General features: G+C 51.5%; 17 protein-coding genes. 6 read left to right on the forward strand and 11 right to left on the reverse strand.

Going from position 1 to position 20,997, the window contains the following annotated elements; genetic code table 11:
* Positions 1–45: 45 nt before the first annotated feature.
* From IQ268_RS01105 to IQ268_RS01120, 4 genes are all read right to left on the reverse strand, one after another.
* Positions 46–315: a hypothetical protein gene (locus tag IQ268_RS01105; RefSeq protein WP_228034970.1), complete on the reverse strand. Its 270-nt coding sequence runs from the start codon at positions 313–315 to the stop codon at positions 46–48.
* A gap of 459 nt (positions 316–774) precedes the next feature.
* On the reverse strand, positions 775–1,533 hold the full coding sequence (locus tag IQ268_RS01110; RefSeq protein WP_193874650.1) for a hypothetical protein: 759 nt from the start codon (positions 1,531–1,533) through the stop codon (positions 775–777).
* Positions 1,534–1,620: 87 nt separating this feature from the next.
* Complete coding sequence (locus IQ268_RS01115) at positions 1,621–3,390, reverse strand: hypothetical protein (RefSeq protein ID WP_193874652.1); 1,770 nt, start codon at positions 3,388–3,390, stop codon at positions 1,621–1,623.
* A gap of 338 nt (positions 3,391–3,728) precedes the next feature.
* On the reverse strand, positions 3,729–5,630 hold the full coding sequence (locus IQ268_RS01120) for a S9 family peptidase (RefSeq protein WP_193874654.1): 1,902 nt from the start codon (positions 5,628–5,630) through the stop codon (positions 3,729–3,731).
* 144 nt (positions 5,631–5,774) lie between these two features.
* Here IQ268_RS01120 and IQ268_RS01125 point away from each other — a divergent pair, with 144 nt between their 5' ends.
* On the forward strand, positions 5,775–6,542 hold the full coding sequence (locus IQ268_RS01125; protein ID WP_193874655.1) for a proteasome-type protease: 768 nt from the start codon (positions 5,775–5,777) through the stop codon (positions 6,540–6,542).
* 196 nt (positions 6,543–6,738) lie between these two features.
* Here the strand turns inward: IQ268_RS01125 and ppc are convergent, their stop codons facing one another.
* Positions 6,739–9,888 carry a phosphoenolpyruvate carboxylase gene (gene ppc, locus IQ268_RS01130; protein WP_193874657.1) on the reverse strand — a complete coding sequence of 1,050 codons (3,150 nt, stop codon included), beginning with the start codon at positions 9,886–9,888 and terminating at the stop codon, positions 6,739–6,741.
* Positions 9,889–10,192: 304 nt separating this feature from the next.
* Here ppc and IQ268_RS01135 point away from each other — a divergent pair, with 304 nt between their 5' ends.
* The gene (locus IQ268_RS01135; protein ID WP_193874659.1) at positions 10,193–11,488 is read left to right on the forward strand and encodes a recombinase family protein; all 1,296 of its coding nucleotides are present in this window, start codon (positions 10,193–10,195) and stop codon (positions 11,486–11,488) included.
* Positions 11,489–11,497: 9 nt separating this feature from the next.
* Here IQ268_RS01135 and IQ268_RS01140 read toward each other — a convergent pair whose 3' ends face one another.
* From IQ268_RS01140 to IQ268_RS01150, 3 genes are all read right to left on the reverse strand, one after another.
* The gene (locus tag IQ268_RS01140) at positions 11,498–13,849 is read right to left on the reverse strand and encodes a CHASE2 domain-containing protein (RefSeq protein ID WP_193874661.1); all 2,352 of its coding nucleotides are present in this window, start codon (positions 13,847–13,849) and stop codon (positions 11,498–11,500) included.
* Between the two features lie 328 nt (positions 13,850–14,177).
* Entirely contained in the window at positions 14,178–14,702 is a 525-nt protein-coding gene (locus IQ268_RS01145; RefSeq protein ID WP_193874663.1) for a DUF2141 domain-containing protein, read from the reverse strand.
* Between the two features lie 11 nt (positions 14,703–14,713).
* Complete coding sequence (locus IQ268_RS01150; RefSeq protein WP_193874665.1) at positions 14,714–15,292, reverse strand: hypothetical protein; 579 nt, start codon at positions 15,290–15,292, stop codon at positions 14,714–14,716.
* Between the two features lie 293 nt (positions 15,293–15,585).
* On the opposite strand from IQ268_RS01150, the gene IQ268_RS01155 reads away from it, so the two are divergent.
* The 3 genes from IQ268_RS01155 to IQ268_RS01165 all read left to right on the forward strand — a co-directional run bounded on the left by IQ268_RS01155 (position 15,586) and on the right by IQ268_RS01165 (position 17,021).
* Entirely contained in the window at positions 15,586–16,020 is a 435-nt protein-coding gene (locus tag IQ268_RS01155) for a thioesterase family protein (RefSeq protein WP_193874667.1), read from the forward strand.
* Positions 16,021–16,155: 135 nt separating this feature from the next.
* Complete coding sequence (locus IQ268_RS01160; protein WP_193874669.1) at positions 16,156–16,296, forward strand: hypothetical protein; 141 nt, start codon at positions 16,156–16,158, stop codon at positions 16,294–16,296.
* 2 nt (positions 16,297–16,298) lie between these two features.
* Complete coding sequence (locus IQ268_RS01165; RefSeq protein WP_228034971.1) at positions 16,299–17,021, forward strand: hypothetical protein; 723 nt, start codon at positions 16,299–16,301, stop codon at positions 17,019–17,021.
* A gap of 17 nt (positions 17,022–17,038) precedes the next feature.
* On the opposite strand, the gene IQ268_RS01170 is transcribed toward IQ268_RS01165, so the two are convergent.
* Positions 17,039–18,541 (reverse strand): glutamine synthetase, encoded by a 1,503-nt coding sequence (locus tag IQ268_RS01170; protein ID WP_193874671.1) that lies wholly within the window; start codon positions 18,539–18,541, stop codon positions 17,039–17,041.
* A gap of 161 nt (positions 18,542–18,702) precedes the next feature.
* Between IQ268_RS01170 and IQ268_RS01175 the strand changes: the two genes are divergently transcribed.
* Complete coding sequence (locus tag IQ268_RS01175) at positions 18,703–19,263, forward strand: GNAT family N-acetyltransferase (RefSeq protein WP_193874673.1); 561 nt, start codon at positions 18,703–18,705, stop codon at positions 19,261–19,263.
* A 49-nt stretch (positions 19,264–19,312) separates the two neighbouring features.
* Here IQ268_RS01175 and IQ268_RS01180 read toward each other — a convergent pair whose 3' ends face one another.
* Positions 19,313–20,020, reverse strand: coding sequence for an ABC transporter substrate-binding protein (locus IQ268_RS01180; protein WP_193874675.1), 708 nt, complete (start codon positions 20,018–20,020; stop codon positions 19,313–19,315).
* Between the two features lie 45 nt (positions 20,021–20,065).
* Positions 20,066–20,983, reverse strand: coding sequence for a lipid kinase (locus IQ268_RS01185; protein ID WP_193874677.1), 918 nt, complete (start codon positions 20,981–20,983; stop codon positions 20,066–20,068).
* Positions 20,984–20,997: the final 14 nt, after the last annotated feature.

Below are 20,997 nucleotides of genomic sequence, written 5' to 3' on the forward strand. Positions count from 1 at the left end.
GCGATCGCGTTTCGGCAATGAGACGCGATCGCCGTTTTTGGCAGGTTATGTCAGGCGAATCGATCGCATTAACAGGCTCATTACATCTCCTTCGTTGGGAGTCACAATAAGTTGCTGATTCGGAATAGTAATCAGCGGACTCCACAATCCGGCTTCGGCATAGCGCAGGTTATGCAAAAGGTGAATGGTTCTGCGAATGGCGATCGGGGAACCAATGAGCAGATGCTTCAGCGGTTCTCGGTGGTGGGGTGACGGTGGCAGGCAGTCGCCTTCAGGATCGTGGATGTCAACGGGCTGTAGTTGAACGGATGTCATGGGTTTTCACTCCGGTAATTGAAACGGCGAGGAAAACCCAAAAATTTAGCCACCCCGTTGCCAATGCTCACAGCAAATCGGGGTGGCCTGGAAGAGTTAAAATGCTTCCTTAGCCCACCAACTGCTGATTCCAGTTTGGCTGGGTTAGCGGCTCGGAGTTGCTGTCACAACTTCGGGTCGCGCCGACTAAATTTTCGGGTCGAACCATGAGCGTTATTCCGCAGAATAACGTCAATATCTGACGCTATCGCATCTGTTTGGGAGAGTCAATATCCTGAATTGAGAATTTAGGGGATGTTTGAGAAGCATCCAATGTCTCCTGTAAGGGCGTAGCATTCGGGCAATACTTCTGGGGCTATCACAAAGGCTGTCTGCCGAATGCTGCGCCCCTACGGGTGTCGGGTTACAAATTAGGCTTCTAAAACATCCTCTTAAGGGGGAAGCGATCGCCGCCAACAACTAGCGAGGCGACAGGCAGACATATCTCGAATCAACCGATGGGAGAGTGGCTCTAACGTTGGGGATGTGGCGTAAAATCAGTGCCTTTGCCGCATATCGGGTTTCATCCGGCAACGAAGCCAACCAGCGATCGATATCAATATGCATCCAGTGCTGATTGCCATCATGATAGGCTGCAAAGCTGAGAAACCGCTGCATCGCTTCCGCACCTACAATGGCGGCAACCTCCTTCATCATGAAATAAGTGGTGCCATAGAACGGCTCTTGGCCTTGCTGAAAATATTGCAACCAACCACTCCAATCCATGCCGTTTTGGGTAATGAGTTGCTCGGCAAACAGGGTTGATTGGCCTTCTACATAACAGTCGAAAAAGCGGGCATTGAGCAGATGCGAGATTTCGTGGGAAAGCTGCCCCCAAAAGGCAAAATCACTCGGTTGGCGGCTGAGGTAAATTGCGATTTGCCCCTGGCTGGCATCTTCCAGAGTTGTAAACGGTGAGGTTGCCGATCGCACAAACACGGTTCTCAACGGAAAGCGCGGCAGTCCATATTGGGCGATCGCAGCTTCCCGCCCCTCTTGAACAAACGCCTCTACTCCAGCGGCCTGGAACTCAGAAATAACAGCGATCGGTTCAACCGGCGGCAAGTGGGTGCTTGGAGGAGCCTGATTCACACAGCTAACGGCTAGCAGAATGCTAAAACAGCACAACACAATGGCTCTACGCAACCGATGCGGCAACATGCCTCGCCCTCTTAACATTGAGCATTAACCATATCGATTGCCCAATCTTATGAAGCCCAAGACATAACGAAAGCGATCGCCCAGGAACTCTGGCGACTAAAACCACTATCGAGCGCTTGATGAGTCAGGCGGCAGCGTATAGCGTTGGCTTGCAGGAACCCACTGCATCTGATCTTGATGGTTTTTAACCCAATTCCAAAGATCATCTTGCTCGGTATTAGTGCCCGTTGGAGCGCTAGAGAAAACCTCCGCGCGGATCTCCGGCGAAAAGAGCGGCAGTACCTTATTAATCCAATCGTCCTGCGTATAGTAACCAGAACTCATCCAGCTCACAAAACCGCTGACATCGCCTTGTTTCAGTTCTGTGATGGACTCTTTCTCCAGGTCGATCAACTCATACACTCTGCGTTCTGTTCTCCACCGCAGTTGGTTGCTAGAAACCCAGTACCGGAGTGTCTCTTGCTCTTCGTCTGTGCCGGTTGGAACAGTAGAAAAAGCGTCTTTAGCCCCCGGAAATAGTGGAAAAATATCTCCTAACCAGATCTCTGGTTCGTAATAGGAGGAATATGCCCAGTCCAGGTAGGAGTCCATCTTTCCTTCCCTCAGACGCCGGATGGATAGGTCCTGGCTCAGCGGCTCGTATTTAGCAATATCCGGGTTCCAAACTGCATCTTCAAGCTGCGAGTTTAACTGATCCTGCATATAGCGCTGATCCGCCTCGGTAATTGCATCATTTGGTTTTCTACCATCTTCGGTTGCAAAGCTTGGAAATAAAGGAAGAACTTCCTCAAGCCAGACGTTATACGGATAGTAGTAGCCGTAAGAATATTCAAAGAGATCCTTTGTTCCAGAGCGAAGAAGCGTAAGAGAAAAGTATTTCTGAATGTCCTGAAGTTTTTCTAAACTAAGCCTCACCGTTCGAGGTTGATTGGCTGATTTACTATCAGTCGCTTCTGATGCTTCTATTGCAGTATCTAAAATCTCTCTGGCTTTTTGTTGCTCTGAACTGGAAGCATCTTTCATCCCCGCTTTTATCAATTTCTTCACATCTTCCAGCGGTAACAATAATTCTTTATTTGCAATAGAACTGCTGTAGGACTCTTGCCACTGGTCGGGATTGAGCATGAAGAAAATGACAGCCGATGTAAACACATCTGGATTGGTACTGCCCAATGCATCGTGCATCATCTTGCTGGCAATGTCCTTATCCAGTTGGGTGTCAATATTTCTGGTGGCCAATGCCTGAACCATATTTTCCCAAAAGGGGCCTCGGTTCTCTTCTGGTTTAACCACTTCATTCAAAACCCGCAAAACGGTTTCTGAAGGGTACTGAAGCAGCGCTTCAAATGACTTGCTGCGTACTTCTGAAGTATGGGCTACACTTTTGCAGCTTTTGAACAGAACCTCTAGCAAACCTAGATCTCTAGTTCTAGCCGCATAGTCGATCGCCAGCAACCGTTCTTGTTTTACATCTGGAGTGTCGGGATCAATAAAACTGAGGAGCAATTGAGTGTACTTCTCGTTTTCTTCCCTCAGTTCCTGAATCGATCGCCTTGCCCAGGCACCTTCATCACCCTGGTTAGACACCTGGAGCAAAAAGAGGAGGTTATCATGGCGTGCCCGTTCTGAATCTTCTAATAGCGTTGGAATTTTCTCGGCAATTTCCTCTTCAATTCCTTTGGTAATTTCACTTTGAATCGTGTTTTGTAAGAAGAAGAAAATTCCTGAATTTAATACAATTGTTCCAACTGTAATGACTCCCAAAACCTTGCCGTACACATGTTCTTTGACATTCAGTTCTAATGCCTTGCGATACACATGCGGTTCAAATTTGTCTTCTGTAAATGCAATTTGCTGTGTTTCAATATCACTCAATCGCGTTCTCGTTCTCCGAGCCAGCCTCGTCAGTCTCCGCTGTAGCCTTGCAACATCGCTCGGTCGAGTTGGATGGCCTCTCATTGCCTTAAATACTTTGCCTACACTCTGTCTTAGTTCTTTAAGGGAGTTAGAGAGTTCGTTCATATTTACTTCCGAGGTAGGTATTTACTTTAAAAGTACCCACGGAGTCGTGTCAGTCAATTCAGGCTCCCTCCTTTGGGGGAGAGTTTTGCTAAATCTTTACACTCATTTAACGGGTTGCTTCAGTCTTGTTTCTACCTGGCAGAAAGGGAAGTGTGTTGACCACACACCTCCCTGGTTTGTGTCACTAATTGCTAGTTCAACACAGCCGAATGTCCGGCAATGTCGCCGACGGGTTCAGCCCGACCGCCAATGTACTTGGCGAGAAACTCTTCTGCGATCGCATAAAAATGCAGTCGGTTTTCAGGACGGGCAAATCCGTGGCCTTCATCGGTGTAAAGCGCATATTCAACGGGCTTACCTGCCTGTTTCATTGCCGCTACAATTTGGTCACTTTCGGCCTGCTTAACGCGCGGGTCGTTCGCTCCTTGACCAATCAACAACGGCTTTTGGATGCGATCGATGAAAAAGAGGGGCGATCGCGACTTCAAAAACTCTTCCTCGGTTTCGAGATGGCCCACCCGATGATAGAACTGCGCTTTTAGCGGCTCCCAGTACGGCGGAATGCTGTTGAGCAAGGTAATGATGTTGCTGGGGCCAACGATATCCACACCTGCCGCAAATACATCAGGCGTGAAGGTTAAACCTACCAGCGTGGCATATCCACCATAGGAACCTCCCATAATGGCCACCTTGCTTGGATCGGAAATACCTTTTTCTGTGAGCCAGTTAACGGCATCCAGCAGGTCATCGTGCATTTTAGCCGCCCATTCCCGATTTCCGGCATTCACAAACGCTTTGCCGTACCCTGTCGAGCCTCGGAAATTGACTTGCAGCACAGCATAGCCCCGGTTTGCCAACCATTGCGCTTCGGGATCGTAGCCCCAGGTGTCTCGTGCCCAGGGGCCACCGTGCACCAGCAAAACCGTCGGCAGGTTCTCAGCCGGAATGCCCACCGGAGTGGTTAAATAGCCGTGAATCGTCAACCCATCCCGCGCCGTGTAAGAGACAGGTTCCATTGAGGCCAGCGAAACGTTCTCCAATTCGGGTTGATTGCTAAAGAGGAGGGTGCTGTTTTTGGAGGTGCGATCGTAGACGTAGTAGTATACGGGGCCATCATCGGTGGTAAAAGCCACCAACCAGCGATCGTCTGCTAGCGTTCGTCCACCCACACCAAACTCACCGGGGCGAATATGGGCGATCGTCTCAAAATCGGCGGCAATGCTTTGATCTAGTACCTGCCACTCCAATTTGTCGCGGTAAAAGGCAACGGCTTGCGGCTCATCGGTGACGGGATGCGTCAAAATACTGCCGACATCATACTGGTCATCTTCCGCAACCAGCGTTTCTTGACGGGTGGCTAAATCGAGCGCCAGCAGCCGTTGTGCATTGGCATCATGGCTGCCAACGATGTAAAGCGTTTTGCCATCTTCAGAAAAACTGACGGCATAGCCTTCATCATCTGGCCCCCAATGGCGCAGCACTTCCCAGTCTTGCTCGGGCGTATCGCGGTAGAGCAGATCGGAACCACCGTCAGGCGTTGCAGCGATCGCCACCCGAATTTGAAAGGCTTGATCGGCTGTCCAGGCGACGATATTGCCGGGGTTCTCTGTATCAAACTCAACCGCACCGTTTTTGAGGTTAATGCGGTAAACATCAAACTTTTGCGGGTCGTTGAGGTTGAGCGCCACCAGCAACTCATCCGGGACATTAGGATCGAGGTCAATTGGCTCTGCTTTAACCCCCTGAAACGGGGTCAAATCGCGGACAATATTGGACTGAACATCAACCGAGTAGCAATGGAAATTCTCGTCTCCATCGGCATCCTGCATGTAAATTAAGTGACTGCCATCGTATGTCCAGAAATACATCCGAACGCCCCGCTTTTGGTCGGCGGTAATTTGGCGATCGTCTTCTGCTCCTACCGTTCGCAGCCAGACCTGTAATACATTTTTCTCGTCTGGCGCAATATAAGCTAAATACTTACCGTCTGGCGATAGCTGAGGCCGTGCCCGTTCTGGATTGCCAAATAGCACCTCGCGCGGAATCAGCGGCGGCAATTGGGCGATCGTAGGATTGGCAGTTTCCGTTTGCATAATGGCTTTAATTTCAATTTAGTCGTCTATTTGACACTTTAACGAATCTGCTCATTGAACCATCTAGACAGAGAGCGATAATCGTTGTACGGATTGCACAACCTTCGTTTCCTCCCGTCTCCTACTCCCTACTTCCTCTTGCCCATGACCTACTGCCTTGGCATTATGACGCGCGGCGGTCTTGTTGTTGCCGCTGATTCTCGCACCAATGCGGGTGTTGACTACATTTCGCGTTACCAAAAGTTGTTCGATTTTTCCCATCCGGGGCAGCGGGTCATTTTTCTATGTACGGCGGGTAATTTATCGATCACGCAAGCGGTGCTGTATTCGCTACGGCAGGATTTGAAGCTGAATGAAACTGCAAATCTGCACACCTTACCCACGCTGTATGATATTGCTCGCTACATTGGCGGCAAAGTGCGGCAAACCCAGGAGCAAGAACGACCCTGGCTGGAGCGCGATCGCATTGATTATGCCTGCACGTTGCTCTTGGGTGGGCAAGTGCAAGGAGAACTACCTGAACTGTATATGATTTACAGCCAGGGAAATTTTATTCAAGCAACCCCAGAAACGCCCTTTCTGCAAATTGGGGAAACGAAGTACGGTAAACCGATTCTCGATCGCACCCTCACGTTTGAAACGCCGTTAGACTCGGCAGCCAAATGTGCGCTGCTATCGATCGATTCCACAATGAAATCCAATATTTCAGTGGGGCCGCCCGTGGATCTAATGATGTATGAAGCCAACAGTTTTGTGGTGCGGCATCGTTTGCAGTTGCGATTGGGCGATCCCTATCTGGCAAAAATGCGAAAGCTCTGGGAAATCTCGCTACGGCAAGCGTTCGACCAAATGCCGGATCTGGAATGGCACCATCATCCAGAAGACACTCAGGATGAGATTTTGACCGATTGATTGGGCTGTCTCCAACGGCCTGCTTGACTGACAAACCTCAAAAACCCTCACCCAAACTCCTCTTTCAGCGCAGGGATGGGCAGGGCGTTGCTGAATTGTGAGTTTGTAGGGAGAGTGGATTGGAATGACATCCAGTGACCTGGCAGCAGGTTCAATCCCCGTCCCTACCTCCATTCAGCAACGCCGCACTACCCGATCAACCGGTATTCCGCATTCCGGCAGCAATACCGTTGATGGTGAGCAAGGCACCCCGCAACAGTTCGCCCCGGCTATAGCGCGATCGAATCACACCCGAAGCCGCATGGCTCTTATGTTGCCGCAACCGCTTTAACAGCGAGACTTGCAAAAAGCCCAATGGCACGATCGTGCCGTTGCGGAGTTGTACCGATCGCTGCAACTCTGGATCGCCATCCAATAAGCGCTTGTGGCCTGTAATCGTTAGCACCAAATCGCGGGTAAGGTAATACTCTTGAGCAATTTGCTCAAACACATGGTGGAAGCGTTCCCGATCCTCAGGTGAACCCAACTCGCGCACATAGTGGTGGGCAATCTGTAAATCGACCTTCGCCAGGGTCATCTCACACTTAGAGATCACCATTTTGAAGAAAGGCCACTTGTAGTAGAAATAGCGCAGCAGCTTCAGGTTCTCGTCTGGCTCTTGCTCCAGGAAGGCTTGAATTGCTGTGCCAACCCCATACCAGGAGGGCAACAGGAAGCGAGTTTGCGTCCAGCTAAAGACCCAGGGAATCGCCCGCAGGCTGGAAATATCCTTTTTGCCGCTCTGCCGTCGCGCCGGACGCGAACTGATTTGAAGCTGGCTGATCTCTTCGATCGGCGTAATCTGCATGAAAAAGTCGATGAAGTCCGGCTGTTCGTAGATTAGGGAGCGGTAGTGACTGCGCGATCGCGTCGCCAACTCTTCCATAATTTCGTGCCAGGGCTGAATATCATCAAACCCATTCCGCAGCAGGCTGGCTTGCAGCACTGCCGTGGTAATGGTTTCCAGGTTATACAGCGCCAGTTCTGGCAGGTTATATTTTGAGGCCAGCACCTCTCCCTGTTCCGTAATTTTGATGCGCCCATCGATGCTGCTTCCCGGTTGCGCCAAAATCGCCTCGTAGGCAGGCCCCCCCCCGCGCCCAACCGAACCGCCGCGCCCATGAAAAATGCGTAGCGCAATATTGTAGCGATCGGCCACCTGCTGTAACGCCTGCTGTGCCTTGTGAATTTCCCAATTACTGCTGAGGAAGCCAGAATCTTTGTTGCTATCGGAATAACCCAGCATCACTTCCTGCAACGACGGAGGCAGGGCGATCGGAGTTGGAGCAACACCCTCTGCAACGGCATTCGCTTCGGCTTGAGCCGTCTGAATTTGAGCATAGCCCCCCGCCAAATACGCTCGATAAAGCGGCAGATCAAACAGATGCGTCATCACCGGAGGAGCGCGCAACAAGTCTTCCACCGTTTCAAACAGCGGCACAACGTGAAGACTGCTAGTGCCAGTAGCCGGGTCATAGAGTCCAGCCTCTTTGGCCAAAAGCAACACTTCTAATAGGTCGCTGCCATGATGGCTCATGCTAATTACGTAGGTCTGGCAAATTTCTGCCCCAAACTCCTGGTGCAGCTTACGCACCATGCGAAAGGTTTGAATCGTTTCGCATGTCTTTTCAGAAAACGGCAGTTCCGTAGGCAGCAAGGGGCGACGAGTCTTCAGTTCAGTCAGCAGCCACTCTAATCGCTCTTCTTCCGACAGGTCGTTATAAGGACGCGGCAAAATTTGCAGATACTCTGCCACTTCATTGAGCGTGTCGGAGTGGCGGGAGCTTTCCTGCCGAATATCCAGATGCGCCAAATTAAAGCCGTAGATTTCCACCTGGCAAATCAAATTTTCCAGATCCAGACAGCTTAATCCTGTTTCTTTGAGATTGTGGTTGATTAACTGCAACTCTGCCAAAAATTCGGCACCCGACCGATAAATCGCGGCTGGGTTAATTTCGGGCACCTCGGTTTGCAGGTAATCGCCGTTATAGAGCTTGAGGCTGCGATCGCGCGTATTTTCCAACCGCTTCTGGATGTAGGCCAGCTTCAGGCGATACGGTTCCTGACGGTAGCGAATCGCTAGCTGCTCGTACACCTCTGGCAACTGCGTCTGATCTTGCTCTAGCGATTCCAGCAAGTCTGGCAGCACATCGCTCCAGTGCAGCGACAAACTCAGCAGATCGGTCAACCGCTTCACCGACTGCGTGTATTTCTTTAACACCAGATTGCGCTGATAGCAGGCGGTTTTCCAGGTAATTTGCGGTGTCACCGACGGATTACCATCGCGATCGGAACCGACCCAGGAGCCAAACTTGCAGAAGTTGTAACTGGGCGGACGCAGACGTGGAAACGTCGTTTGCAGCGCACGGCTCAGCCGATGATAGAGCTGTGGAATCACATCAAACAGCACTTCTTCAAAGTAGTGCAGGGTGTAGTCTACCTCGTCCAAAACGGTTGGTTTAAACTGATGCAGCTCATCGGTGCGCCACCAGAGCCGAATTTCTTCCGTTAGCTGGTCGCGCAGCCCTTCCGCTTCCCAGGATGAAGCCAGCCCGGTAGACTGCAACCCTTGCTCTACCAAATCCATTTGCAGCAAAATTTTGGCAATCCGGCGCTGCTTGTCGCGAATCGTGTGGCGCACAATCTCAGTCGGGTGAGCCGTAAACACTAGCCGCACGTCTAAATTATCAATCAGCTCTTGAACGTGCTTGGGCGGTACGTTGAGGTAATGCAGTTTAGGGAAAAGAGCATGAAAGGTATTGGCACCGCGTGGCGGCACGATGGTTTCATGCAGGCTTTTCTCTAACATATCCGCCTGAAGCCCAGCCCCTTGAGCTTCCAGGTCGGAAAACACAATCGAGGGCGTGTTGGCAAAGACCGAGTTAGCCTTGCCATGATCATCGTCCGAGCGACGTTCGTAGGCGGCTCGATATTGCTGCTGCTGCCCTCGCTGTTCATAGTGCTGTTCCACAATGTTGATTAGCTGAAAATAAAGGGCAAAGGCACGAGCCGCCCGAATCGCTTCATTGAGGTCTAGCTTTTCAACCACTCCAAGCACTCCAGCTTCAATTGACTCTGGAGCCTGGCCGTCTGGGGAAGACATCGATCGCAACTGCCGCAACAAATCGACGAGTTGCTGACCACACTCTTGCTGCAAGACAGATTCCCACAAGTCCTCCACAATGCGGAGACGGTGACGCAAAAATAAGTCAGAAGAAGCCGTGATAAGTTCGTCTTGAGGAGTTTTCGACTCTGTCACAGTACTAGAACGATAAGCGTCGTCCGGCGATTGGAGCGTTGAACTCATGGTCTGTCCTGGCAATAATATTTGACAATTTTATGGGTTTTACTAGGCCAATTCTAGTTTTTTGTGAGCTTCGGCAGATTATCGCCCTGTAGCAGGATGTTGCCGGAAGCCAAACGGGAAAGAAGGCATAAACAGAACGGTTGAGACATCTATAGAACGATAGATTAAGGTGTTAAAAGGGGTGAACGCAATCGGGCGGTAAACGAATGACTTTCAAGGGTTGCTTAGCCACGTTCAGCAGCACGCTGTTGGTTTATCCCGGTTGGAACGGACAACCAGATTTTGCCGTGGTCTTTTCGATCAGATGACGATCTTTGCTTACTCCTACAGCGATCCGCTGTTTGAAACTGTGCCGGATGCATCAGTCTGGGGCAGGGAAGTAGATCGGGTGTATCAGGACTTGGGCGATCGCCAGCAACTAGAGCAGTTGTTGCGCGATTGCCAGGATGGAAAACCCATCTATCTGCTGGTGAGACGGCTAGACGAATTGGGAGATTCGGTTCAGGCCGTGGGGGACTGTTTGGCAACCCTGGAATCGCTTGGGGTGCGGCTACTTGCCATCGACGAACAGGTTGGTGTAGACCATCAACCCTGGCCGCGATCGGACTTACTGCACCTGGTAAAAACGATTCAAACCAATCAGCATCAGCGTCAGATCAAACAAGGTCACGCTCGCAACCGCATCAAGGCCCTGCCGCCACCGGGTAAAGCGCCCTATGGCTATCGCCGTGGCAAAGACCGCTACACGGTCGATCGCAGTACCGCACCCGTGGTGAAGGACTTTTTTGAGAATTTTCTTCTCTACGGTTCCCTAAGAGGCAGTGTCCGCTATTTGCAGAAGAAATACAACAAGAAAATTTCAGTTTCAACCGGACGACGCTGGCTAACGAATCCAGTTTATCGGGGCGACTTAGCTTACCAAACTGGCGATATTGTGCAAGATACGCACAGCGCGATTATTTCCCGCGAGGAAGCGGCACAAGTCGATCGGCTGCTGCGTCGAAATCGCCGAATGACGCCCCGCACCGCCAGTGCGCCGCGATCGCTCTCTGGTTTGGTGATTTGTAGCGTTTGTCAATCTCCCATGACAATTAGCCGTGTAACGGCTCGCCGCAGCCAGCAGGAGTATCTGTATTTACGCCCCACCCACTGCCCTGCCCAACCAAAGTGTCGAGCTATTCCCTATGCCCACCTGTTGGAACGCACCATTCAACGCATTTGTGCAGCGTTGCCCAGTGCCGTTTCAGACCTGCCCATGCCAGATATCGACCAGGTTAAGCAAGACCTGATGGCGCAAATTGCAGCCAAACAAGCCGTACTAGACCAACTGCCTGCCCTCACAGCCAGCGATATTTTGGATACGGCAACCGCTGACCTGCGAGCCTATAACCTGAGAACCGAAATGGCGAGGCTACAAGCCCAACTGTCACAGCTACCGCCTGTCAACTTGAGGGCGATCGCGCAGGTCGTCTCTATTCCCCAATTTTGGCTGGATCTGTCTGAAGCAGAACGGCGATTTTATTTCCGCGAATTTATTCGGCAGATTCAGCTAACGCGGCAGGCGGGCGAGTGGGATGTGTCACTGCTGTTTATCTTTTAATCCCAACGGTCAGGACGGTATACAGGGATCTGCTTCCGGTAAAATCAGAGGCAGATGAACCGTAAAAGTGGTTTCACCCGTCTGGCTTGTGACCTGAATCGTCCCTCCCAAATATTCGGCAATCTTTTTAACGAGCGCCAGCCCTAGCCCGGTGCCCCCCTGTTTCCAGCGATCGCCGCTCGGCACGCGATAAAAGCGATCGAAAATGCGCGACAGTTCTTCTGCTGGAATTTCAATCCCTGAATTGGTGACGCTAAAGCACAGATGGGTAGGAGTGTCGGTTACTTCAACCGTCACCATTTCGTGAGGCGGCGTATATTTGCAGGCGTTGTTGATCAACTCCACCAGCAGCCGTTCCAGCCCCGACTCGTCAGACTGCAACGCAGGCAGGTGAATCGGCAGCTTCAGAATCAGCGTGAGTTGGCGAGCGTCAGCCCGCTCATGAAACGATTCCATCAAATGGGGCAACCATGCCTGCAAATCAATCGGCTCCAGCCGCATCGCCTTTGCCCCCGCTTCCAGCCGTTGCAGGTCTAGCAAATCATTAATTAAGCTGGTTTCGCGGGCACATTCATCCTGCAATACCTTGAGATAGCGATCGTGCTGTTCGGCAGAGCGAGCCGATCGCAGCATGTGAATCGCCATTTTCATGTTGGTCAACGGCGCTCGCAGCTCATGGGATACCGTGCTGATGAAATCGTCTTTTAAGACTGCCATTTCGTGCATTTCCTGCACCTGGCGGTTGAGGTTTTCCTCAATTTGCTTGCGGCTAGTAATGTCTTCCAACATCAGCAACAACCCGTCCGGTGAGCCAGCCAACGGCACCTGCTCAGGATGATAAATCAGGGGTTCTAGAATCAGGGCAAACCAGCGATCGCCCCATTGCAGTTCATTTGTGGCAACGTCTTGACCTTGGTACAGTGCTTCTAGACGGGCTTGCCATTGCTCTGCGCTCAGCCAGCCTGGAACCAGTGCTTTGCACAGGCGACTGCCCACCCGCACCTGCAACCAATCTGCCGCAACGGGGTTGCAAAACCAAATCAGGCCATCTCGATCGGCAGCAACCAGGCCAATGGAAAGGTTACGGGCGATCGCCGCCTGGGTAGAGTGAGAGCGGCCAAACTGCTCGGCCAATGCCGCCAGTTGAGCCACGCGCCGCAGGGGCACAGAGGGTTGCAGTAAGCGCTTGCCGTGCGCCTGAATTAACGGATCGGTGGTTTCATCCGTTCGCAGCACCAAATGCTGATGGTGAGCCTGCCACAGTCGGGCAATTTCTCGCTGCAACAGTTCATTTTCTTTCAACCGTTCGCTGAGGGCAACCGCTCCTCCCGTTAGAGTCAGGAGTGCGATCGGCGAAGCCATTGGCACCCAATATCCCAAATTGAATAGCAAAGCACTGAGGCAAAGCCATGCCAAACACAGGCCAGTTAACACTCCTAGCTGTTGCCGGGTACTGAGATAGGGCAGGAGCATCGCCAACCCTGGCCCCACCAGCAGCAAAATGAATAGAAACCAACCGTCTGGCAGCACCTGCAAAAAGTTTTGCTGAAGCAGGTTGTTTAGCACAGTAGCGTGCAGAAAGACGCTCGTTGCAGCCGGATTAGCATCAAACGGGGTTTGCAGCGGATCAAAGCCTGTCGCCGTAATGCCAACCATGACAATTTTGTCTTGAAAGGCAGCAGCGGGGATTTTGCCCTCAATCACATCAACAAACGAGTATTGCGGAATTTGGGAAACAGGGCCAGTCCAGTTGATATAAAGCGGTTGGTTAACGTCAACCGGAGGAACCGCTTCTCGCACCAAACTGTAGACCTGAGCCGTGACCAACCCCAGCGTCAGGACACCTTTAACATCGGGCGGCAGGGTACGGGTAATTCCGTCTGTGTCTTCTGATTTGTAAATTTGCCCCTGGGCGATCGCCACCTCGCGCAGAGCAGGCGTTGGATGTAAGGGAACGTTGGTATAGTCCCAGGCTTGAGCCAGCACCACACGGCCATACTGAACCATTGCATCGGCCAGCACTTCATCGTCTGGGCTGGACTCAGACAGCAAAATATCAAACGCGACAACGCTCGCTTCAGATTCAGACAGGACATTAATTAACGTGGCATAGCGTTGGCGCGACCAGGGAAACTGTCCCAATTGGCGAAGGCTGGGTTCGTCGATCGCCACCACTACAATTCGCTCATCCCAGGGTATAGAACCTCTGGTGCGAAACAGCGTTTTGTAGGCAACTTGCTCTAACGGCTGCAACACTCCCAGTTCAAACAAGACCAAAACAGCCAGTGCCGTCAGCGTACCTGGCAGCAGAGCAGACGCAACCTTAAGCAGGGACTGCCGTTTGTGGAACTGCCAACTCATAAACCTATCTGTTTGCTCAAAAATGTTGGCTCAAGGGAGTTGTATCAACACACATTGTCTAAAAAACAAGCTATCTAGGAACGTAGACAGCCTGGGACACAGACGCGATCGAATTCGGGCTACCAGGACTGGAGCTAGACATCGTAGCAGGCCGATAAACGTAGAGCCGATGCAGACTACAATTCTAAGCAAGCTACGAAAAAGTAGCCTAGAGAGTATAAAGCTTAAACAAGCAATTATCGGTCAAGTCATTGTGCTGTCCGGTTTCCACCTCCTTTGAAGACGGCTTTAAAGAAATTTACAGTAGAAGCCGTAACGGGATCGGCTTCTACTGCGGATACCGCATCTGAATCTGAATCGTTGGATTAGAACCGGCCACTAAAATGACCGCATCGGCATAGTTGGGCGGGCCTGTTTCAGCCGGTGCATCATTCGAAAACCCATACCCCTCTGATGGCATACCAAATGCGCCACGGTTGAGCTGTTCGTCGCGATTGCTGTCGTGGTAAATCGCCACCGCGTAAGTACCAAACTCCAGATCGTCAAAAGCGTAGGAAAACGGCTCGTCAGGCGTTTCGGGAAGGTGATCAGCAATCGGCACACAGCCTCGCTTAACCGCACTGTCGTTGTCATTGGGAAACCCACGACTGCCGTTGAAGAGTTTGAAACAGAAGTTGCCCTCCTGCCCCCGCAAACCCATCACCTCCACCGTAAGCCGACTCATTAACTGCGCCTGGGCAGTGCTAGACATGATGAGAAGGCTTCCCAAACTGGTCAACACTAAGCCACTGACTTTAAGCATCATGAAGCGTGATGGGGTAGACCAACAGGTATCTGCGCTACGGTGAGCCATAGGTAACCGAATCATTCAGTACGCTGTAGCCTATCCTGCTGAGCTTGGCGATCGCAATAGGCATTCACATCATTTACCAGGGGAGCTTCTTGATTGGTGGCCGTCAACATGGCATCGTAGGCCTGGCGGGCTGCTGCCTCATCGGATAGGCGGGTGGCGGCAGATAAGTCTCGAACCGCCTGACTTGTATCGGTATACATGGCAATGAAGCGTTGCCGAAACCCGTCTAACTGCTCATCCGATAAACTAATAATTTTCATTGCCGCAGAAGCACGGTCTGCAATGTTTGAAATTTGCAAAAACATTTCGATTTGAGCCGCTCCGTCCGTTTGAGTCACCGATTGCACTTCAGATACCGCCTGGTTGGACACTGTAATTAACCGATTGCATTCGATCGCCCGAAGCTGCTCGTCGGTCAACTCCTGTGCTTCTGGTTCATCTAATTCTGGTTCGGAGGTTGCTGCTGGCGGTTCAGGTACTCCATCCTGGGCGAACACTACTGGCGCAATGCCCACACTCAGTAGAAGGCTAGTGACAAGGGCAAAGTTCCAGGAGAGCCGCCTGGCAATGGCGTGAGCAGGGTTAAACATAGGAAAGAAACGATAACAGTAGCGAGATATAGCGTGCCAGAATAATAACCTGACAGTTTGTTGATGGCATTGGGTCGAATTCTGTTCCTAAGAGTATGTCTTAAAAGTGCTAAGCTCCAACTCGAACCGCCCCCTAATCCCCTAACCTTGGGGGACTTCCGAACCAGTTCTATTTCAAAGTTCCCCAGAATTGGAGAATTTAGGCGGCGGCTCGGGTGACATTCAGCACTGTTAAAACATCCTCTTAGGATGAGCCTTATCAGGCATTGAGTTAATACATTAATTTAGTTTGTATGCCATTTATCTACCAACGCACCATTTTTTTTCGAGACACAGATGCCGCTGGGGTGGTCTATTTTGCCAATGTTTTAGCCATGTGCCATGAAGCCTACGAGGCATCACTCGCTGCATCAGGAATCGAGATTAAACCTTTTTTTAGTCATCCCAATATTGCTATTCCAATTACCCATGCCAGCGTTGATTTCTTTCAGCCGATGTTTTGTGGCGATCGCTGCCAGATTCAGCTTAAACCAGAGTTAACGTCCAATCATCAATTTGAGATTCACTACGAGATTTATCCAGACAGTCGCACTGACAAACTGATAGGCAAAGCGTTAACCAAACACGTGGCGATCGATGCGGTAAAACGAGCCAGGGTTGACCTCCCATCAGACTTGATGCAGTGGTTACGCCAGTGGGCTGCTGACACCTCACCAGACAGTTTGTGACAGTTTCTTGAAATGCCTCAACGTTGTACTTCAACCAGCACAATCGTGCAGCTTAAATTTCAATTCTGAGTTTCAAAAACGGTTGAAAATAGTCGATAGTAATTCCTGGTTAAGTTGCGGTTGATCAATCCATCAATGTCTGCTTCTAAACAGTCTCAAGAGTGGCATAGTTTACTGGCCACCAGGGGGGGCGATCGCTATGCTGGAATTAGAAAAGAAATTATTCGCTTTGTATTGATCTCGGTCTACACCGAAGTGATGGATCAAGGAATTTAGATATGGTTAAGTCTACTCAACGGTTATTCGTGCTATCTCTGCTGTTGCTGGGGGGATGTGCTTTCTTCAACCCGACCTCAGATACATCTTTATCGGTAAAAACACCATCCCCAACCGCAGAATCGCCGGCTCAAGCTCCCACCGATACGGGAGATGAGACAAATGGGGCTGCGCTCTCAGATACGGTGGTGGTGCCCGGTGAACGAGTTGGCCCTATTACCCCAGATACCAGCCATGATGAGTTAGTTGAGCGATTTGGTGAAGATGTCCTTCAGGATGAGGAAGTTAGCATTGGTGAAGGCTTTACCAAGCCTGGAACCACGGTCAATTTAGGAGAAGCGCGATCGTTCAGCATCGTCTGGACCGATGAAAGCCGCACCCAGCCAGAGGAGATCCGTAATCTGGGATCAGCATGGAAAACACCGGAAGGGATTGGTGTGGGAACGTCCTTCAACGAACTAGAACAGCAACTAGGCGAGTTTGAACTGTACGGACTGGGGTGGGATTATGGCGGCACCGTTGCCCTGGAGGATAGCGACCTGTCGCAGTATCAGGATTTGTTAATTTTGCGGCTGCAACCGACTCCTGAGGCAGCTAAAAGCGATGCGTCTGCCTTCCAGGCCGTAACAGGCGATACGCTGTTTTCGTCGGATAACCCCAACTTTCAGCAGCTTGACCTCACCGTTGGCGAAATGATTGTGTATTTAAATCGACCAGAGCAATAGCGGTTAAGTTAACGACACTACGGCAAACAATCAATATAGTTCTCCACATCCCAATTGCTAGTGGTTGCCAGAAAGCGCTCCCATTCGTCTCGTTTGTACCAGTGATAGACCTGATACATTTCACCGGGAAGGGCTGATTTGATCACCTCATCGGCAGCAAGGCGATCGAGCGCTTCACCCAGGGACATAGGCAGTTTTTTCACCTGTTTACCCGCTTCCATTGCTTCATAAAGGTTGCGATGTTCGGGTTCACCTGGGTCAAGGTTGCGCTTAATGCCGTCATCAAACGCTTTGAGAATAGCACCCGCCATCAAATATGGGTTAACCATTGAGTCAACGGCGCGATATTCAAACCGACCCGGAGCAGACACGCGCAGGCCGCATGTCCGGTTTTGGAACCCCCAGTCGGCATACACGGGTGCCCACAGTCCGGTATCCCACAGGCGACGGTACGAGTTCACCGTAGAACAGCCGATCGCCGTCAATGCGCCTAAATGTTCGATCACACCGCCGATCGCATTCAGCCCAATTGGGCCGGGTTTGGTAGCCGAACGCTCTGGATCGGGGAGGAACGTGTTTTCGCCGCCCTTGGTGTAGCTGAACAGTTCGGTTGCTCCGGGCAGCGACTCCAGCCCAAAGGATTTTACCTGCGCCTCGCCCCCATACCAGAGCGACAGGTTATGGTGACAGCCATTGGCCGAAACGCCCATGAATGGTTTGGCCATAAAGCAGGCAATTAAGCCGAATTCGCGTCCAACCTGGGCACAAATTTGACGATAGGTGGCGAGGCGATCGCAGGTTTTGAGCGCATCGTCAAACATGAAGTTTAGCTCTAGCTGTCCGGGCGCGTCTTCGTGGTCGCCTTGAATCATGTCCAGCCCCATTGCTTGCGAATACTCAATCACACGCAGCACAACGGGACGCAATTCTTCAAACTGGTCAATGTGGTAACAGTTGGGCTTCGTTTTGCCGCCATCGGGCATCCCGTCTGCACCCTTTTTAAGCCACATCATTTCGGGTTCGCACCCGTGGCGCAGGTGCAGCCCGTTATGGTCTTGCTTAAACTGTTCGTGAATGCGGCGCAGATTGCCGCGACAATCTGAGGTGAGATACGCACCCGGATCGGTTGGCTCCTCGCGGTTACGAAAGCAGGTACAAAAGACTCGCGCTACTCGTTTATCCCAGGGCAGTTGGCAGAAAGTATCTGGGTCGGGAATGGCAACCAGTTCCGAGGCTTCAGGCCCGTAGCCAATGTAGTTGCGGTGGCGATCGAGGTAAAGGTTTGCTGTCGCCCCATAAACGAGCTGGATGCCCCGCTCGGCCATTGCTTCCCAGTGATCCGCCGGAACGCCTTTTCCCACCACGCGACCCGTGACTGAAATGAACTGGTAGTAAATGTATTTGATGCCAAGTTCATCAATTTTGGCGCGAACATGCTGTACTAGCTCGGCTCGTCCAGCTTGAGCAACATAAGCTTCCAGGTCTGTGAGGGTTTCGGCTTTAACAAGAGTTCCAGTCACGATTTACCGCTCCAACGGACGCAAGTATCTTTGTTTGTTAGTAAACCGAGCTTGTTATGACAACTCTGTATCGGCAGATACGTAAGGGATGATTGATGGGAATTTTTGTCTTATTGTTTGAGGAAGCGGGTTTATGGAATGGGGTGTAGGAGATAGATGAGATGAGCGAAACAGTTGAACAAAATCAGCGGATTGAGGTAACGCGGACGTATTTGCAAATGATGCATCCCAGTGAGCTAAAGCCAGCCAGGTTAGATTTTGAATCGGCTGGCGATCGCCTCCATGTTGAGCAGGTGATGTATTGTCCTACGTCGTTCTATCGCTATCTCTACAGTGAGGTAGGGCGCAACTATCAATGGCTCGATCGTCTGGCCTGGAGCGACGAACAGACCCGCGCCCATCTTGATCAACCGCAAATCTCAATTTGGGTGATGATGTGCAACGGCGCACCGGCTGGTTTTTTTGAGCTACAAGGTTATCCCGATAGCTCTGTTGAAATTGCCTACTTTGGGCTACTGCCAGATTTTATTGGTCGGGGCTTAGGAAAGCATTTTCTGACTGAGGCGATCGAACAAGCCTGGTCTACCAACACAACCCGCGTTTGGCTGCACACCTGCACCCTCGATCATCCCGTTGCCTTGACGAACTACATAAGAAGAGGGTTTGCACCGTTTAAGCAGGATACATACTGGATGGCGATCGCCACTGATTCAACGGTGTAGAGTACGGATTGCGACAGGTAAGGGCAGACTATCGCCACTACAAAAATGGTTAGAAAGGAAACGGCTTCCAGGGAATCCATTTTGCCCACAGGTCTGCTAGCGTACCGTCTGCGCTCATGGCTTCTAGCGTGGAGTCGATCGCCTGCCACAACTCAGGCTGGCCTTTTTGCACTCCAATGCCAAACGGCACTTGAGTCGGGACGGTGAACGCTACTTTCAAACCGGGGTCATCTTCAGCCGCAACGATCAGCACCAATTCGTCATCAATCAGTGCATCAATTTCTCCTTTCCGTAATGCCTCTAGCATTTCAGGTAGAACCCGATCGCTGCCGGGGTAGGGAACGGTTTCAACCTCTGCAAACGTGGCGGCTAGAGCCAAGTTAGTGCTATCTGCCAGGCCGCCCACTTTTAGTCCAGCGAGATCGGCTGAAGACCGAATTGAGCGATCGGCCTTAACTAACACCGCTTCATCAAACAAGCCGTAGGGACGGGTAAAATCAACCCACGCTTTGCGTTCTTCAGTGATGGCCTGGTTAAACCAAACGACATCATATGTCCCCGTTTGCAGGCTGGGGTAAAAGTCTGCCATCGGCAGGTTAGACCAAACTGGCTCTAAGCCCAGGTGGGTACAGAGAAGACGTGCCACATCCGGTTCATAGCCCAACCGTTCTGTTCCATCGACATAGCTCATTGGCCGCGCGTCAAAGTCGCTGGCGGCGATCGCCAATTGCCCTGGTTTAACCGTCACTACACCCACACCGTCACTCCTTCACTTCGTCAGTGCCGCTCAGCGTCAGCTATCTTAGTGAGTTGCGGAACTGACTAATGTATCAGCCGAAACATTGGCGGGAACTAGCACCCGGATTGCGTCAGGAACCAATCGAAATACAGCCGGAGTTTGGGTGGTTAATTCGCCATCGGTATTGATGGGATAGGGGCGATCGGTTTTTACTTCAAACTCTTGCCCCCGCAGCGATCGCACGTTGGGCAGTTCAATATGCCGCCCGCGCAACATGTCGGGCAATAGGGAGAGAAGTTGCCAACCCTGCTGGATTTCCAAACTGTAGAGGTCAAGCTGGTGGTCGTCGATCATCGCCTCTGCCGATACCTGCATACCGCCGCCGTAGTAGCGTCCGTTGCCGATCGCAATTTGGAGCGTTTTAACGGTAACGGTTTGCTGCGCGTAGCGAATTTCTGCCGAAAACGGTTGAGCTTGCCAGAGAGCGGGCAGGGCAGTGATGGCATAGGCCGCCATTCCCCATCGCTGCTTCTTCTGTTTGGTTAGCCGTTGCGTGATGTCTGCGCTTAACCCAAAGCTGGCGACGTTGAAGAAGTACTTGCCGTTGACCCATCCCAGGTCGATGGGGTGGAGTTGCCCAGTGGTAATCACCTGACAGGCCTGGCTGAGATCGTCGGGAATGGTAAGCGTCCGGGCAAGGTCGTTTGCCGTTCCCATTGGCAGAATCGCCAGGGGCAGGTGGGTATCCACCAGTCCAGCGGCGGCGGCGTTGAGTGTACCGTCACCGCCGCCAATGATGACGAGATCCACCCGGTTGTGGTACTGCCGAATGAGGTCGGGCAAGGATTCTGGCTTGGTAGAAGGCGCGTCAATTAGCTCGATGCCCGATTGGCGAAGCGAGGCGATCGCCTCAGATAATGACGCGTCACCCTGCTTTGCATTGCGGTTGGCAATGAGTAGTGCGGTTTTGAAGTGAGTCAAGGTGCGATCGTATG

Origin of the sequence: Oculatella sp. LEGE 06141 (assembly GCF_015207605.1) — a bacterium.
Classification (GTDB): domain Bacteria; phylum Cyanobacteriota; class Cyanobacteriia; order Elainellales; family Elainellaceae; genus Oculatella.